This is a genomic window from Streptomyces sp. NPDC059009, from assembly GCF_042740175.1.
Classification (GTDB): Bacteria; Actinomycetota; Actinomycetes; order Streptomycetales; family Streptomycetaceae; genus Streptomyces.
Genome location: NZ_JBHYJB010000012.1, coordinates 45,199 through 60,196, shown reverse-complemented (window position 1 = coordinate 60,196; position 14,998 = coordinate 45,199). Strand labels below are relative to the sequence as shown.

The 14,998-nt window shown below is 72.9% G+C and carries 12 protein-coding genes and 1 tRNA gene; 7 read left to right on the top strand and 6 right to left on the bottom strand.

Annotated features, from left to right (window positions below; genetic code table 11):
• Positions 1-89 precede the first annotated feature (89 nt).
• From ACFWYM_RS14530 to ACFWYM_RS14520, 3 genes are all read right to left on the bottom strand, one after another.
• Complete coding sequence (locus ACFWYM_RS14530; RefSeq protein ID WP_384835376.1) at positions 90-1,082, bottom strand: hypothetical protein; 993 nt, start codon at positions 1,080-1,082, stop codon at positions 90-92.
• Between the two features lie 250 nt (positions 1,083-1,332).
• Positions 1,333-2,745, bottom strand: coding sequence for a SufS family cysteine desulfurase (locus tag ACFWYM_RS14525; RefSeq protein WP_384835373.1), 1,413 nt, complete (start codon positions 2,743-2,745; stop codon positions 1,333-1,335).
• Positions 2,732-4,132, bottom strand: a complete 1,401-nt coding sequence (locus ACFWYM_RS14520; protein WP_384835370.1) for a family 2B encapsulin nanocompartment shell protein — start codon at positions 4,130-4,132, stop codon at positions 2,732-2,734. Before ACFWYM_RS14520 ends, ACFWYM_RS14525 begins: the two co-directional genes overlap by 14 nt.
• Before the next feature lie 313 nt (positions 4,133-4,445).
• Between ACFWYM_RS14520 and ACFWYM_RS14515 the strand changes: the two genes are divergently transcribed.
• The 5 genes from ACFWYM_RS14515 to ACFWYM_RS14495 all read left to right on the top strand — a co-directional run bounded on the left by ACFWYM_RS14515 (position 4,446) and on the right by ACFWYM_RS14495 (position 10,670).
• Positions 4,446-5,909, top strand: coding sequence for an FGGY family carbohydrate kinase (locus ACFWYM_RS14515; protein WP_384835367.1), 1,464 nt, complete (start codon positions 4,446-4,448; stop codon positions 5,907-5,909).
• Positions 5,906-7,435: an FAD-dependent oxidoreductase gene (locus ACFWYM_RS14510; protein ID WP_384835364.1), complete on the top strand. Its 1,530-nt coding sequence runs from the start codon at positions 5,906-5,908 to the stop codon at positions 7,433-7,435. Before ACFWYM_RS14515 ends, ACFWYM_RS14510 begins: the two co-directional genes overlap by 4 nt.
• Positions 7,432-8,394, top strand: coding sequence for an NAD(P)/FAD-dependent oxidoreductase (locus ACFWYM_RS14505; protein WP_384835361.1), 963 nt, complete (start codon positions 7,432-7,434; stop codon positions 8,392-8,394). Before ACFWYM_RS14510 ends, ACFWYM_RS14505 begins: the two co-directional genes overlap by 4 nt.
• Before the next feature lie 152 nt (positions 8,395-8,546).
• On the top strand, positions 8,547-9,749 hold the full coding sequence (locus tag ACFWYM_RS14500) for a thiolase family protein (RefSeq protein ID WP_384835358.1): 1,203 nt from the start codon (positions 8,547-8,549) through the stop codon (positions 9,747-9,749).
• 117 nt (positions 9,750-9,866) lie between these two features.
• Positions 9,867-10,670 carry a sulfite exporter TauE/SafE family protein gene (locus ACFWYM_RS14495; protein WP_384835356.1) on the top strand — a complete coding sequence of 268 codons (804 nt, stop codon included), beginning with the start codon at positions 9,867-9,869 and terminating at the stop codon, positions 10,668-10,670.
• On the opposite strand, the gene ACFWYM_RS14490 is transcribed toward ACFWYM_RS14495, so the two are convergent.
• Together ACFWYM_RS14490 and ACFWYM_RS14485 are read right to left on the bottom strand one after the other, a co-directional pair.
• Positions 10,667-12,757 carry an MDR family MFS transporter gene (locus ACFWYM_RS14490; protein WP_384835353.1) on the bottom strand — a complete coding sequence of 697 codons (2,091 nt, stop codon included), beginning with the start codon at positions 12,755-12,757 and terminating at the stop codon, positions 10,667-10,669. The genes ACFWYM_RS14495 and ACFWYM_RS14490 overlap by 4 nt on opposite strands.
• Before the next feature lie 105 nt (positions 12,758-12,862).
• Positions 12,863-13,384 (bottom strand): DUF309 domain-containing protein, encoded by a 522-nt coding sequence (locus ACFWYM_RS14485; RefSeq protein WP_384835350.1) that lies wholly within the window; start codon positions 13,382-13,384, stop codon positions 12,863-12,865.
• A 115-nt stretch (positions 13,385-13,499) separates the two neighbouring features.
• Between ACFWYM_RS14485 and ACFWYM_RS14480 the strand changes: the two genes are divergently transcribed.
• A tRNA-Pro gene (locus ACFWYM_RS14480) sits at positions 13,500-13,573 on the top strand.
• A gap of 101 nt (positions 13,574-13,674) precedes the next feature.
• Here the strand turns inward: ACFWYM_RS14480 and ACFWYM_RS14475 are convergent.
• The gene (locus tag ACFWYM_RS14475) at positions 13,675-14,109 is read right to left on the bottom strand and encodes a DUF2000 family protein (RefSeq protein WP_384835348.1); all 435 of its coding nucleotides are present in this window, start codon (positions 14,107-14,109) and stop codon (positions 13,675-13,677) included.
• Positions 14,110-14,158: 49 nt separating this feature from the next.
• On the opposite strand from ACFWYM_RS14475, the gene ACFWYM_RS14470 reads away from it, so the two are divergent.
• The gene (locus tag ACFWYM_RS14470) at positions 14,159-14,944 is read left to right on the top strand and encodes an AraC family transcriptional regulator (RefSeq protein WP_384835345.1); all 786 of its coding nucleotides are present in this window, start codon (positions 14,159-14,161) and stop codon (positions 14,942-14,944) included.
• The last annotated feature ends 54 nt before the right edge of the window (positions 14,945-14,998 follow it).

Below are 14,998 nucleotides of genomic sequence, written 5' to 3'. Positions count from 1 at the left end.
GGGAACCTCCGGGAAGTGGCGCGGTGGGGGGCGGTCGGGGGACGGACGACAACGGCCGGTTGCGGGGCCGACAACAAGGGGGGCGCGGGTCAGCCCGGGTCGCGGGACGCGGAGAAGCAGCGGTAGCGGGCCTGCACGAATGCCTCGGCGGCGGCGTCCGGGTCACCGGGGGAGGAGGTCCGGTACGTCCACGGGGCCACCGTGTAGAAGGGGTCGAGCACCGTGAACACCCGTGCCGCGTCCTCGAATTGGTGCGCTCCCCACAGCGCGTGCGCCAGGTGGTTGAGGTCGAGCAGCGACGTCGCGGCCGGCATGGCGTGCTCGAACCAGAGGCCGAGCGCGCGCTGGGCGCTGCGGATCGCGTCCTCGGCGATCCAGTGCAGGTCGAGGGCGTGTTCGTTGCCGCCTTCCCGGCGGTAGCGCTCGACGCGCGTATAGAGCGGCAGGACGTGCAGGGCGGAGCCCGCGGGCGCCGAAGCGGCCGCCCACTGGGCGAAGTTGACGGCCTCGGTGAGCGGGCCGCCCGGCCGCCGCGTATAGGCGAACTGCAGCATCCGGTGGTACGCCTCGCGGTTGCCCGGGTCGCGCTTGTCGGCCTCGTTCAGGAGCCCCCAGGGGCCGGGGAAGAGCATCGGCTCGGGGGCGGCGACGCGGTGCTCGTCCCAGCGCTGGCCCGCGTCGAGCTGCGCGAGGGAGAGCAGGCAGATCCACGGCACCGGGTCCTCGGGGGAGCGCTCGACGGCGTCCCCGCACGCGGCGGCCGCCTCCCGCCACAGATCGGGCAGCTGCCGGTGCCCCGCCCGGTGCGCGCGCAGCGCCCGCTCGACCAGGACCCGGGTGTGCAGCACGACGGCGGCGATGCTGTCCGGCTCCTCGGCGAGCCAGGCCGAGGCCACGTCCGAGCCGGCTGCCGCGGTGGCCAGGATCTGGGTGCGCTGCGTCCACAGCGCCCAGTCGGGGGTCGTCGACAGCAGGGTGCGGGTCGACACCCAGCGGCCCGCTCTCAGGTCCTGGAGCACGGCGCGGAGCGCGGAGTCGTGGCCCGCCGGGTGGTACACCGGGCGGCCGGACGGCATGGGCATGAGTCCTCTGGGGGGAAGAGGGATCGGTCAACTGGCCGGTGGCGCGAAGGAGTTGCAGTTGCTGTTGTTCGGCGGTCAGTGTAGAGCGATCTCTTCCGGTTCCCTGCCGTTTGATGGATCTTTTGAGATCGAGCTGTGGCGGATCGGCGCGCCGGTTGGCTATTCCGTGACCGGCCGCGCACGGACCGCTGTTCCCGTCCGGCCCCCCGGCCGGACGGGAACACCCTTTACCTCACGGTCTGTTGACCTCTTACCTCATGGTTTGTTGGCCTTCGCCGCCGCTCTCCTGGAGCCGGCGGAGCGACGCCACCAACTGGTCCACCTCCTCGGAGGTGTTGTAGAGGGCGAGCGAGGCCCGCGCCGCCTCCTCCAGGCCGAAGTGGGCCAGGGCGGGCTGCGCGCAGTGGTGCCCCGCGCGGACCGCGATGCCGTCCTGGTCGAGCCAGGCCGCGACGGTCGCCGGATCCTGCCCTGCGAGCGTGAAGGTGAGCACCGCGATCCGCTCGGGCGCCGCCCCGATCAACTCGAGCCCCGGCACGGCCCCGAGGGCCTGCTGCGCGTACGCCATGAGCCCGTTCTCGTACGCGGTGACGGCCTCCCGGTCGAAGGAGGTGAGCCAGTTCAGGGCGGCGAGCAGGCCGATGACACCGGAGATGTGCCCGGTGCCCGCCTCCAGCAGATGCGGCGCGGGGGCGAACGTCGTCTCGGCGAACGAGACGGACTCGATCATGTTGCCGCCGCCCTGCCAGGGCGCCATCTCCTGGAGGACCTCGGGCCGCGCGTACAGGGCGCCGATGCCTGTAGGGGCGAACAGCTTGTGCCCCGAGAAGGCATAGAAGTCTGCCCCCAAGTCCTGTACGTCCACCGGGAAGTGGGCCACCGCCTGGGCCCCGTCGACCAGGACCTTCGCGCCGTAGCGGTGGGCGAGCGCCGTCATCTCCTTGACCGGCGGCACGGTGCCGAGCACGTTCGACGCCTGGCTGATCGCGACCAGTTGCGTGCGCGAGGAGAGCAGATCGGCGTATGCGTCCTGGTCGATCTGCCCGTCCGGGGTCAGCGGCACGGGCACGAGCCGGGCCCGCGTCTCCTTCGCGAGCATCTGCCAGGGCACGATGTCCGAGTGGTGTTCCAGGACGGGCACCAGGATGTCGTCGCCCGGCCCCAGGTTGGCCCGCCCCCAGGTCTGCGCCACGAGGTTGATCGCCTCGGTGGTGCCCCGCACGAAGACGATGCTCTCCGGCCCCTCGGCGCCCAGGAACTGCGCCACCGCCGCACGTCCCGCCTCGTACGCCTCCGTGGCCTCGCGCGCCATCGTGTGCGCGCCGCGGTGGATGTTGGAGTTCGCGGCACCGTAGAAGGCGCCGAGCGCCTCGATCACCTGGCGGGGCTTCTGCGTCGTGGCCGCGTTGTCGAGCCACACCAGCGGGTGGCCGTTCACGGTCCGGTGCAGGATCGGGATGTCGACGCGCGCCGACTCCGGGGAGAAGGCGACGGGCTGGCGGGGGAGCGCGGCGGCGGCCGGGTCGACGGGCTGGGCCGTGGCGAGGTCCGGTGACCGGGGCGCCGCATCCCCGGGAATTCCAGCAATTCCCGAAGCGTCCGGAACTGCCGTCTGCGGCACGGCAGTCGGCGCCCGCAGTGACGTGACGTCAGGAATAGTCATGGTACTTGGACACCTCGACGTTCTGGAGTACGGCGACGGCGTCCTCGACCAGGACGGCGGTGTTGAAGTAGGCCGTCATCAGATAGGACGTGATGCCCTTCTGGTCCGTGCCCATGTTCCGCTGGGACAGGCCGGGTTCGACCTCGTCCGGCACGCCCGCGGGCCGCAGCCCCACCACGCCCTGCTCGGCCTCGCCCATCCGCATCAGGAGGATCTCCGTGGTGCCCGCGCCGAGCCCCGCGCCGTTGGCGAAGCGCACCTTGTCGGACGGCAGGAGCGGCACCCCGCGCCAGGTCAGCAGCGGGCTCCCGAACCGGCTGTCCGTCACCGGGGGCACACCCCGCCGCGTACATTCGCGGCCGAACGCGGCGATGGCCCGCGGGTGCGCCACGAAGTAGCCGGGCTGCTTCCACACCCGCGCGAGCAGCTCGTCCAGGTCGTCCGGGGTGGGCGCGCCGGTCCGCGACTGCACCCGCTGCCCGGCCGAGACGCTGTTGAAGAGCCCGAATTCGGGGTGGTTGAGCATCAGGTTCTCCTGCCGCTCGCGCAGGGCCTGGACGGTCAGATTGGCCTGGGTGCGGGTCTGGTCCATCGGCCCGTTGTAGAGGTCGGCGACACGGGAGTGCACGCGCAGCGTCGTCTGGGCGAGCGTCATGTGGTACTCGCGCGGCGCGTCCTCGTAGTCGACGAACGTCGCGGGCAGCTCCGGCTCGCCGACGTGCCCGCCGGTCAGCTCGATGGCGGCCTCCGAGCCCGCCTCGGGCCCCTCACCTGCGCTGTACGCGTCCACGGCCGCGCGCAGCGCCTCGTCGCGCCCGGTCAGGGAGGCGAGGGCGTTGCGCTCGACGCACAGGGCGACGCCCGGGGTGAGCGCCTGCACGCGGTAGGGCATGGCCTCGCCGCGGGTCCATGCGCCCAGGTCGAAGAACTGGCCGTCGCCGACGACTTCGAGCAGCGCGTCCTCGCCGTACCGCCCGGTGAGCCGCTTCTCGGCGCGGCCCCGCACGATCACCCAGAGCCGGTCCATGGACTCGCCCTCGGTCGCGAGGTTCTGCCCGGCCTCGAAGGTCACCTCCGTGAAGTTCCCGGCGAGTTCGGACAGGAGCGCGTCGTCGCAGTCGCACAGGTACGGGACTTCGCGTAAGTCGCCGGGCACCACGTGGTGGCCGCTGTCGTCGCTGTAGGTGGTGATGCGGTCGTCGCCGAGCACGTAGGTGCGGCGCCGGTTCACGCGGTAGACGCCCGACTCGACGTCCACCCAGGGCATGGCCCGCAGCAGGTAGCGGGGCGTGATGCCGCGCATCTGCGGGGTGGTCTTGGTGGTGGTCGCGAGCTGCCGTGCGGCATCGGGACCGAGACTCAGCCGATTGTTCGCGGGTGTGGCCACGGGAATCTCCTCGACGGGGAAAAGGGGGGTCTGCGGAACGAGGCGATCGTGCAATTGGCATGTGCTTTCCGCAAGGGGCGCCGACCGAACTCCCTTGAAAAGGGCCCGAATTCACCTTGCGCCATGTCTTTGGCTTTCTAAAAGATTCGCTTATGTCGATGCCGTGCTTTCGGACAGTGATAGATGAGCCGGGAGTGGCGAGAGTAAGAAAATGAATGAGAAATCAATTGAATGCCGCGCCGCATGTCTGCCGGCTCACACGGACCGCGAGGAGACCTTGACGCCCTTCGGGCGCCTGTAGGAGTCTGCCGCGGTGATCACGAATGAGAGCCGCCCCGTGCTCGCCGTCGACCAGGGGACCTCCGGCACGAAGGCCCTCGTGGTCTGCCCCGAGCGCGGCGTGATCGGTACGGGCACCGCGCCGGTGCGCCCCCGTCACCTCCCCGGCGGCCTCGTCGAGGTCGACCCGGCCGCCCTGTACGACTCGGTCGTGGCGGCGGGCCGCCGCGCGCTCGCCGGGGCCGGGGAGCCCGTCGCCGCCGTGGGCCTCGCCAACCAGGGGGAGACGGTGCTCGCCTGGGACCCCGCGACGGGCGAGCCGCTCACCGACGCGCTGGTCTGGCAGGACCGCAGGGCCGAGTCGGTCTGCGCCGAACTCGCCCCGCATGCCGAGGAGTTGCGCGAGCTGACCGGGCTGCCGCTCGACCCCTACTTCGCCGCGCCCAAGATGACGTGGATACGCCGCCACCGCACCCGCGCGGGCGTGGTCACCACCAGCGACGCCTGGCTCGTCCACCGGCTCACCGGCGCCTACGCCACCGACGCCGCGACCGCGGGCCGCACCCAGCTCCTCGACCTGGACACCGTCACCTGGTCGCCGCGCGCCCTCGACCTCTTCGGCCTCACCGACGAGGAGCTCCCGCAGGTCGTCGACGCGGCGGGCCCGGTCGGCACCACCACCGCCTTCGGCCCCGAACTCCCGCTCACCGGGCTGCTCGTGGACCAGCAGGCCGCGCTCCTCGCCCAGGACGTCACCGAGGCGGGCGGCGCCAAGTGCACCTACGGCACCGGTGCGTTCCTGCTCGCCCACACCGGAACCCGCCCCCGGCGCGGCAGTTCGGGCCTCGTCAGCTGTGTCGCCTGGCGGCTCGGCGGTCGCTCCAGCTACTGCCTGGACGGCCAGGTGTACACGGCCGCGTCCGCCGTCCGCTGGCTCACCGACCTCGGTGTGATCTCCGGCGCGCAGGACATCGACCCCGTCGGCTCGTCGGTGCCGGACAGCGGCGGCGTCACATTCGTCCCGGCCCTCGCCGGACTCGCCGCCCCCTGGTGGCGCGGCGACCTGCGCGGCTCCCTGACCGGCCTCGGCCTGGACACCACCCCCGGCCACCTGGTCCGCGCCCTGTGCGACGGCATCGCCGCCCAGGTCGCCGAGCTCGCCGCCGCGGCCGCCACGGACCTCGGCACCCCGCTGACGAGCCTGCGCGTGGACGGGGGCCTCACGCGCTCGTCCCTCCTGATGCAGACACAGGCGGACCTGCTCCAACTCCCGGTGGAGGTCTCGGCGTTGCCGGACGTCACCGCACTCGGCGTGGCCACGGTCGCCCGCCTCGGCCTCGACCCGTCCCTCACGGTCGGCGAGGCCCTCCCGGAGTGGCGCCCGGCCGCGGTCTACGAACCGCGCATCACCGCGACGGAGGCGACGGAACGCCGCGCCGCGTTCCGAGCGGAGGTGGCGGCGCTCCTGGCCCGCACGCCGGACGGCGCTGTCCTGTGACCCGTGGCACCCTCACCCGCACCGGTCCCCTGCCCGGCGACTCCGGCGACTCCGGCGACTCCGACGGGTCCGACGGCTCCCCGTACGACGTCGTGGTGATCGGCGCGGGTGTGGTCGGGACCGCCATCGCCCGCGAGCTGGCCCGGCACCCCCTGCGCACCGCCCTCCTGGATGCCTCCGACGACATCGGCGCGGGTACCTCGAAGGCCAACACCGCCATCCTGCACACCGGTTTCGACGCGGTCCCCGGCTCCCTGGAGGCCCGCCTGGTCCGCGAGGGCCGGCAGCTCCTGGCGGCGTACGCGGCCGAGACCGGCATCCCCGTCGAACCGGTCGGCGCGCTCCTGGTCGCCTGGACCGACGACCAACTGGCCGCCCTGCCCGGCCTGTTGGCGAAGGCGGAGCGCAACGGCTGCACCGAGGCCCGCCTCCTGGACCCGGCCGAGGTGCACGCCCGCGAGCCGCACCTGGGCCCCGGCGCGCTCGGCGGGCTCCACGTCCCCGGCGAGAGCATCATCTGCCCCTGGACGACCCCGCTGGCGTACGCGACGCAGGCGGTGCGGGCGGGCGTGGACCTCCACCTCAACGCCCCGGTGACGGCGGTTGATCCCGGAGGTTCCGGGGGCTCCGGGAGCTTTGAGGGAGCCGGGGGTTCCGGGAGCTTTGGGGGTTCCGGGAGTTCCGCGGGTCCGCACACGCTCACCACGCCCCGGGGCGAGATCCGCGCCCGCTACCTCGTCAACGCGGCGGGCCTGCACGCCGACACCGTCGACCGCCTGCTCGGCCACGACGACTTCACCGTCCGCCCGCGCCGCGGCCAGCTGATCGTCTTCGACAAGTTCGCCCGTGACCTGGTCCGGCACATCCTGCTGCCGGTCCCCACGGCCCTGGGCAAGGGAGTCCTCGTCGCGCCCACCGTGTACGGCAACGTCCTGCTCGGCCCTACGGCGGAGGACCTCGACGACAAGACGGCCACCGAGTCCACACCGGACGGCCTCAACTCCCTTCTGGACAAGGGCCGTCACATCCTCCCCGCCCTCCTCGACGAGGAGGTGACGACGGTCTACGCGGGTCTGCGCGCCGCCACCGGGCACGAGGACTACCGGATCCGCTCCCACGAGGGCGAGCGCTACGTGACGGTCGGCGGCATCCGCTCCACCGGCCTGACCGCGTCCATGGCGATCGCCCGCCACGTGATGGAGCTCCTGGCGGAGGCGGGCCTCGAAGTGGCCGACCACCCGGCGGAGTTGCCGCGCGTTCACATGCCCAACCTGGGCGAGGCGAGCCCCCGCCCGTACCAGCGCGCCGACCTCATCGCCTCCGACCCCGCGTACGGCAGCGTGGTCTGCCACTGTGAGCGGGTGACGCGCGGCGAGATCCGCGACGCGCTGGCGAGCACGGTGCCGCCGGTATCGGTGGAGGGGCTGCGCCGCAGGACGCGGGCGAGAAGTGGCCGCTGCCAGGGCTTCTACTGTGGTGCGCGCGTGCGTGAACTGATGCAGGGTGGGGGTGAGTTGACGTCATGAGTGAGCGGATCTCCGTACGGCAGGTCGACGTCCTGGTGATCGGCGGCGGCCCGGCGGGCCTGGCGGTGGCCCGCGCCGTCGCCGCCCCCGGTCGCGTCGCCGCCCCCGGCGTCGGCGTGCGCGTCGAGGTCCTGGAGCGGGAAGAGACGGCGGGCGGCGTCCCGCGCCACTGCGCCCACCGGGGCTTCGGCCCCTGGGGCGCCCTCACGGGCCCGGCGTCGGCGGCCCGCGGTGTCGCGGCGGCGCTCGCGGCCGGGGCCACGGTACGCACCGGCGTCACGGTCACCGGCTGGGCAGGCCCCCGCACGGTGCGCACGACGAGCCCGCACGGCCTCGAAGAGATCACGGCACGGGCCGTGGTCATCGCGACGGGCGCCCGCGAACGCCCGCGCGCCGCACGCCTCGTGGCGGGCACGCGCCCCGCCGGAGTCCTCACCACGGGCGAACTCCAGCAGACCGTCCACCTCTACGGACGCAGGGCCGGCGACCGCGCGGTCGTGGTCGGAGCGGAACCCGTCGGCTATGCGGCCCTGGACACCCTGCGCCGCGCGGGCACGCGCTGCGTGGCGATCACCACGCACCTCGCGCAGGCCCCGGCCCCCTGGCACCGGACGGCCCCGAGCCGCCTGCACCACGGAGTCCCGCTCCTCACCGGGACGACGGTGACGGAGATCCTGGGCCATGGGCGCGTGACGGGGGTGCGGGTCACCCGGGCGGAATCGGGCCGTACGGCTCATCTCCCGTGCGACACGGTCGTGTTCAGCGGGGACTTCGTGCCGGAGTGGGAGCTGGGCCGCAGGGCGGGGCTGTCGCCGGCCGGAGGGTTCCGGACGACGGAGCCAGGGGTCTTCGCGGTGGGCAACGCCGTCGGGCGGGTGAGGTCGGCCAGGGCGGTCACGCGCGAAGGTGCGCTCGCGGCGCGGGCGGTGCGGGGGTGTCTCAGCCCGTCCGGCGTTTGAGGACGAGGCGCGAAGCGCCGATCCGGGGGGTCTGGGGGCGGAGCCCCAGGAGGGCGCCTCATCGCCAGGGAACCCTTCCCCGCCGGGGCACCCCCGTCTACACTCAAAACTAGCACCGCTAATTAACGTACGCATCGATCCGGAGCCGCACCGTGCGCACAGTCCACTTCGCCGCCGCCCGCCGCACCCCCATCGGCAAGCTCCGCGGCGCCCTGTCCTCCGTACGCCCCGACGACCTCGCGGCGGGCGTCGTCCGCGGTCTGCTCGCCGACCTGCCCCAGCTGGACCCGGCCAGGATCGACGACATCTACTGGGGCGCCGCCAACCAGGCGGGCGAGGACAACCGCAACGTGGCCCGCATGGCGGCCCTCCTCGCGGGGCTGCCGGAGTCCGTGCCCGGAGCGACGGTGAACCGGCTGTGCGCCTCGGGTCTCGAGGCGGTCACCACGGCGGCGCGCACGATCGCCGCCGGGGAGGCCGACATCGTGCTGGCGGGCGGCTCCGAGTCGATGAGCCGTGCTCCCTTCGTGCTGCCGCGCCCCGACGAGGCGCTCCCGCACACGATGCAGACGGCGGACACGCGGCTCGGCTGGCGCCTGGTCAACCCGGAGATGAACAAGCTGCACGGCCTGCTCGCGATGGGGGAGACCGCCGAGGAGGTCGCCGAGCGGTACGGCATCTCGCGCGCACGGCAGGACGAGTTCGCGCTGCGCAGCCACCAGCGCGCGGCCGAGGCCCGCTCGAAGGGGTACTTCGACGACGAGATCCTCCCGGTCGAGATCCCGGCCACCCGTACCCGCGAGGCGCGGGTCGTGGCGGCCGACGAGTGCGTGCGCGAGGACACCTCGTACGAGAAGCTCAGCGCTCTGAGGCCGGTGTTCCGCAAGGGCGGCACGGTGACGGCGGGCAACGCCTCACCGATGAACGACGGTGCGGCCGGGCTGCTCCTGGTGAGCGAGGAGGCGCTGAACGACCTCGGCCTGGAGTCGCTCGGCCGGTACGCGGCCGGGGCCTCTGCGGGGGTCGACCCCGACATCATGGGCATCGGCCCGGTCCCCGCCACGCGCAAGGCCCTGACCCGGCTCGGCTGGGACATCTCGGCCATCGAGGAGGCGGAGTTCAACGAGGCGTTCGCGGCCCAGGCGCTGGCCTGCGTGGACGGCCTCGGCATCGACCCCGAGCGGGTCAACACGAGCGGCGGCGCCATCGCCATCGGCCACCCCCTCGGCTGCTCCGGCGCCCGCATCCTGACCACGCTCCTCCACCGCATGCGCCGCACCGGCGCCCGGCGCGGACTGGCCACGATGTGCGTGGGTGTGGGCCAGGGCAGCGCGCTGGTGGTGGAGCGGGACTGAGCCGGGGCAGAGGGAGGGACAGGGGCAGAGGAAGGGGCAGGGGCAGGGAGAGGGGCGGGCGGGGCACCGCACGGGTGGCGCCCGCCAAGTTGCTTGGCCGTACCATCAGTTCCCGGTATGCACTCCATAGCTCTCGCCCCTGCCCTCCCTTCCGTGACGCCCTGGGAATTCGCCGCGCTGGCCGCCGCGGCCGCGGTCGTCGGCTTCTCCAAGACCGCCGTCAGCGGCGCCAACACGGTCAGCCTCGCGATCTTCGCGGCGGTGCTGCCCGCCCGGGAGTCCACCGGGGTGCTGCTCCCCGTCCTGATCGCCGGTGACCTCCTCGCCGTCCTCACCTACCGGCGGCACGCCCACTGGCCCACCCTGTGGCGGCTCTTCCCGGCCGTGGGCGCCGGGGTGGTCCTCGGCACGGTGTTCCTGATGTGGGCCGACGACGCCGCCGTACGGACGTCGATCGGCGCCATCCTGCTGCTCATGGCCGCCGTCACGGTCTGGCGGCGCCGGGCCGCAGCCCGGCAGGAGGAGCAGGAGGAGCAGGAGGAGAACGCCGAACTCGGCCTGCGCACCGGCCGGTTCAAGGCCCCGTCCTACGGCGTCCTCGGCGGCTTCACCACCATGGTCGCCAACGCGGGCGGCCCTGTGATGTCGATGTACCTGCTCTCGGCGGGCTTCCGGAAGCTCAGCTTCCTCGGCACCTCCGCGTGGTTCTTCCTCATCGTGAACACCTCGAAGCTGCCCTTCAGCGCGGGCCTCGGCCTCATCGACGGCCGCTCCCTGCTCCTGGACGCGGCCCTCGTGCTCTTCGTCGTGCCGGGCGCGTACCTCGGCCGGGCCTGTGTGCACCGCATCAACCAGCGCCTCTTCGAACAGCTGGTGATCGGCGCGACCGTGCTCGGGGGCCTGCAACTCCTGCTGCGTTAGCGGCCGGTGGCCGCCTCCACCGGCTCTCTGGGCGGTGGCGGTCCCTCCGACAGGTCCTCCGCGAGCAGCCTCTTGGCGATGGCGTCGACCGCGGCCATCAGCTCCTTGCCGGCCGGGCGCCCGATGTCCTTCTCGACCTGCTCGCCCAGCCACGCCGTCCACGCGTCGCCGATCACCTGGGCCTCCCGCTCGCCCGCCGGGGTGAGCGAGAAGTAGGTGCCGGTGCGGGTCAGATAGCCCTCGTCCGCCATGCGGTCGAAGACGGGCACCAGGACCTCGGGCGGCACCCGGCGGCGGTCCGCGATCAGGGTGAGGCTCGCGTACCCGACCATGCGCGTGAACATGAAGACCTGCATCACCGCCCAGGCACCCGCGATGTCCAGGCGCGTGTCGGAGCGGCTGACGACGGAGCGCGCCGTGCCCGTCCCGACACTGCGGACGATGTTCGCGACACCCCGCTCCAGGAGTCGCCCCGAGTCCCCGCTCGACGGCTGCGCGAAGCCCTCACCCATGTCCGTGGAGCCCATGCGCGCGCTGTCCCGCAGCTGCACCTGCTTGAGGAAGAGCGCCACCACGAAGCCGACGAGCGCCACGGGCACGGTCCACAGGAACACGGTGTGCAGCGTGTCCGCGTACGCCTTGATGATCGGCGCCGCCGCGGCCTCCGGCAGGGTGTGCAGCCCCTCCGGGCTCTGCGCCGCCTTGGCGATCGCCGCCGGGTCGCCGGTGCCGGTCGCGGCGGCCGCCCGCACCCCGTCCTGGAGGTTCGGCTTGAGGGTGTTGGCGTAGATGGTGCCGAACACGGCGGTCCCGAAGGAGCTGCCGAGCGTACGGAAGAAGGTCACGCCGGAGGTGGCGGTGCCCAGGTCCGTGTACGCGACGGTGTTCTGCACGGCGATGGTGAGTACCTGCATGCACAGGCCGATGCCGACGCCGAGCACGAACATGTAGAACGACTCCAGCCACGTGCTGGTCTCGCTCTTCATCAGCGACAGCAGATAGAGCCCGACGCCCATGACGAGCGCCCCGACGATCGGGAAGATCCGGTACTGGCCCGTCTTGCTGACCACGTTGCCGCTGAAGATCGACGCGATGAGCAGACCGATCACCATGGGCAGCGTGCGCACGCCGGAGATCGTCGCCGAGTCCCCGTCCACGTACTGCAGATAGGTTGGCAGGAACGTCATCGCGCCGAGCATCGCGAAGCCCACGATGAAGCTGAGGATGGAGCAGACGGTGAAGACCGGGTTCGCGAACAGCCGCATCGGCAGCATCGGTTCGGCCGCCCGCGTCTCGACGACGCAGAACAGCGCGAGCGCCACGGCGCCGCCCGCGAAGAGCCCGATGATGGTGCCCGAGCCCCACGCGTACTGGTTGCCGCCCCAACTCGTCGCCAGGATCAGGGCGCTGGCCCCGATCGCGACGAGTGCGATGCCCATGTAGTCGATCACGGGCCGCACCACCGACTTCACCACCGGGATGGTGCGGGCCGCGGCGGCAACCACGAGGATCGCGATGGGCACGTTGACGTAGAAGCACCAGCGCCAGCTCATGTGGTCGGTGAAGAGCCCGCCGAGCAGCGGCCCGATCACCGTCGCGACGCCGAAGACGGCACCGATCGCACCCTGGTACTTGCCGCGCTCCCGCAGCGGGATCACGTCGGCGATCAACGCCATCGCCGTCACCATCAGCCCGCCCGCGCCGATGCCCTGCAGCGCGCGCCAGGCGATGAGCAGCGTCATGTTCGTCGCGAGGCCGCACAGGAACGAGCCGGTGATGAAGATGATCGCCGAGAGCTGGAAGACCACCTTGCGCCCGAACAGGTCGCCGAACTTGCCGACCAGGACCGTGGCGACGGTCTCCGCGAGCAGATACGACGTCACGACCCACGACATGTGCGCGGCCCCGCCGAGGTCGGCCACGATCGTGGGCAGTGCGGTGCCGACGATGGTCTGGTCGAGCGCGGCCAGGAGCATCCCCAGCATGATCGTCGCGAAGACGACGTTGCGGCGCCGCTTGTCCAGGACGGGCGGCGCCGACGCCTCGGCGGCGGGCCCGGCGGGAACGGCCTCATCTGTGGTGGTCACAGGGTCACCCTCACACCGGGCCCGGGCATGTGCATGCGGGGCCCGTCCGGTCGGGCGGCCCCGGCGGAGAGCGTGACGTGTGCGGATTCGGCGCGGCCCGCGCGCTCAGCCGGCCCTGCCCGCCCCGAGGCGAGGCGCCTGCGCCGCCGCGTCCACGGGGCCCTCGTCCGTCTCCAGCCGGTCGGCGAGCGACCGCGCCCACGCGTCCAGGCCCGGCACGTCGATCCCGTAGGGGCGCTCCCGGCCGGGCGCCGCCCCGCACCAGGCCGTCACCGCGCCCGCCCCGCGCCGCAGCAGCCGCGCCCCGCCCGTCACATTGCCGCGTGCCCCGTGCGTGAGCCCCACGGCGAGCTGCGCGAGCCCCTGCCACAGGCCGCGCTCCTCCTCGGGCCCCGACTTCCAGGCGTCCTCGAAGACCTCGTGCGCGTGGAAGGGGCGCCCCGCGTCCAGCAGGGCCTGGGCCTCCGCGACCGTCTCGGCGGGCGTCCGCACGACCCCCTCCGGCTGCCGCGCCACCCCGTCCGTCCCGTACGGCAGCGGCCGCCCCAGTCCGTCGCGCGGCCGGGCATTGCGGGCCCGGCCCTCGGCGTCACGGTCGCGGGCCCGTCCTCGGGGTGCAGTACTCATGCCGTGATTGTCCCGCGGGCCCGGCCGCCGACGGCGCCGGGGGCGGCGGAGCACCCGGGAACGTGGGGTAAAGTTCTGCGTACGCGATCACGCGGAACACCACCGCCGATCGCGCCGGGACGTGGCGCAGCTTGGTAGCGCACTTGACTGGGGGTCAAGGGGTCGCAGGTTCAAATCCTGTCGTCCCGACGGAAACGTCGGTTGAGAACCGCACGGCAGAGGCCGCCCGAGAGGGCGGCCTCTTTCTGTTGCCGTCCCGATGCCGTCAGGGGTGCATCCGCCTGTTGCCGTCAGGGGTGCATCCGCGCACCCTTGAGCACCTTGTCCACCGCGTTGCGCGGCCCGTACACGGCCAGGCCCACGAGGTCCAGGTCGTCGCCCGGCACCGCCCGCACCGCGGCGCGGTTGTCGCGGTCGTTGCCCGTGGCGAACAGGTCGGAGGTGAACACCGACCGGGGCAGGGAGCGGGAGAGGGCGCGGCCGTGCGCCGCCGTCAGCGTCTCCTTCGTGCCCTCGAAGACCAGGACGGGCTGGCGGAACATCGGCAGATACGGGGTGCCATCGGCATCGGCGTACGGTTCGCCGATCACCTCGGGCAGCTCTGCGCCCAGGCCGCTGACCAGGAAGGCCGTCACGTTGAGGCGCTGCCAGGTCTCCAGGTCCGAGCGCAGCAGCACGGCGATCTTGGTGTCGAAGCGGACGGGGGCGGTGTCGTCGGTGGTCATGCCTCGAGACTGCCGACCGGGGCCTCGTACCGTCTTGTACATTCCTTGCATGGTGGCCGGCGAGCAGGTGTCCGCGTGGCGCCCGCAGGTCCCGGGTGTCGTGGAGGTCTTCCACGCCCACTTCACCGAGCACGCGTATCCGATGCACGTCCACGACGTCTGGACGCTGCTCATCGTCGACGACGGCGCCGTCCGCTACGACCTGGACCGGCACGAGCGCGGCACCCCCGGCGACACCGTCTCCCTGCTCCCGCCGCAGGTGGCGCACAACGGCTCGCCCGCCACCGCCCACGGCTTCCGCAAGCGGGTCCTCTATCTGGACCTGAGCCAGCTCGACGCGAGCCTCATCGGGCCCGCGGTGGACGACCCCGACCTCGTCGACCCGCTGCTGCGGCGCCGCGTCGGGCAGCTGCACACCGCGCTCGCGGACTGGGGCGACGAACTGGAGGCACAGAGCAGGCTCGCCCTCATCCGGGAGCGGCTCCACACCCATCTGCGGCCCCGGCTCGTCACGCCCGTGCGCGCGGCCGTCCGGGGAGTGGCCCACCGGCTGCGGGACCTCCTCGACGCACGGCTGCACGAGGGTGTCACCCTCGACGAGGCCGCGCTGCTCCTGAACGCCCATCCCACCCATCTGATCCGGGCGTTCAGCGGCGCCTTCGGCATCGCCCCGCACCAGTACCTGATGGCCCGCCGGGTCGACCGGGCCCGGCGCCTCCTGCTCGACGGGCGGCCGCCCGGGCAGGTGGCGGCGGACGCCGGGTTCTACGACCAGTCGCACCTGAACCGGCACTTCAAGCGGATCGTGGGCACGACGCCCGGACGCTTCCGCTGAGGGCGGTGCGGCCCGCCGCCGTCCGCCCGTACGCCTTGCCCAGCACGCGAGGGA

Excerpts from the sequence above, each read along its gene's own strand:
- ACFWYM_RS14530 (WP_384835376.1), bottom strand. The coding sequence starts at position 1,082 with ATGCCCATGCCGTCCGGCCGCCCGGTGTACCACCCGGCGGGCCACGAC.
- ACFWYM_RS14525 (WP_384835373.1), bottom strand. The coding sequence starts at position 2,745 with ATGACTATTCCTGACGTCACGTCACTGCGGGCGCCGACTGCCGTGCCG.
- ACFWYM_RS14505 (WP_384835361.1), top strand. The coding sequence starts at position 7,432 with ATGAGTGAGCGGATCTCCGTACGGCAGGTCGACGTCCTGGTGATCGGC.
- ACFWYM_RS14495 (WP_384835356.1), top strand. The coding sequence starts at position 9,867 with ATGCACTCCATAGCTCTCGCCCCTGCCCTCCCTTCCGTGACGCCCTGG.
- ACFWYM_RS14485 (WP_384835350.1), bottom strand. The coding sequence starts at position 13,384 with ATGAGTACTGCACCCCGAGGACGGGCCCGCGACCGTGACGCCGAGGGC.
- ACFWYM_RS14475 (WP_384835348.1), bottom strand. The coding sequence starts at position 14,109 with ATGACCACCGACGACACCGCCCCCGTCCGCTTCGACACCAAGATCGCC.
- ACFWYM_RS14470 (WP_384835345.1), top strand. The coding sequence starts at position 14,159 with ATGGTGGCCGGCGAGCAGGTGTCCGCGTGGCGCCCGCAGGTCCCGGGT.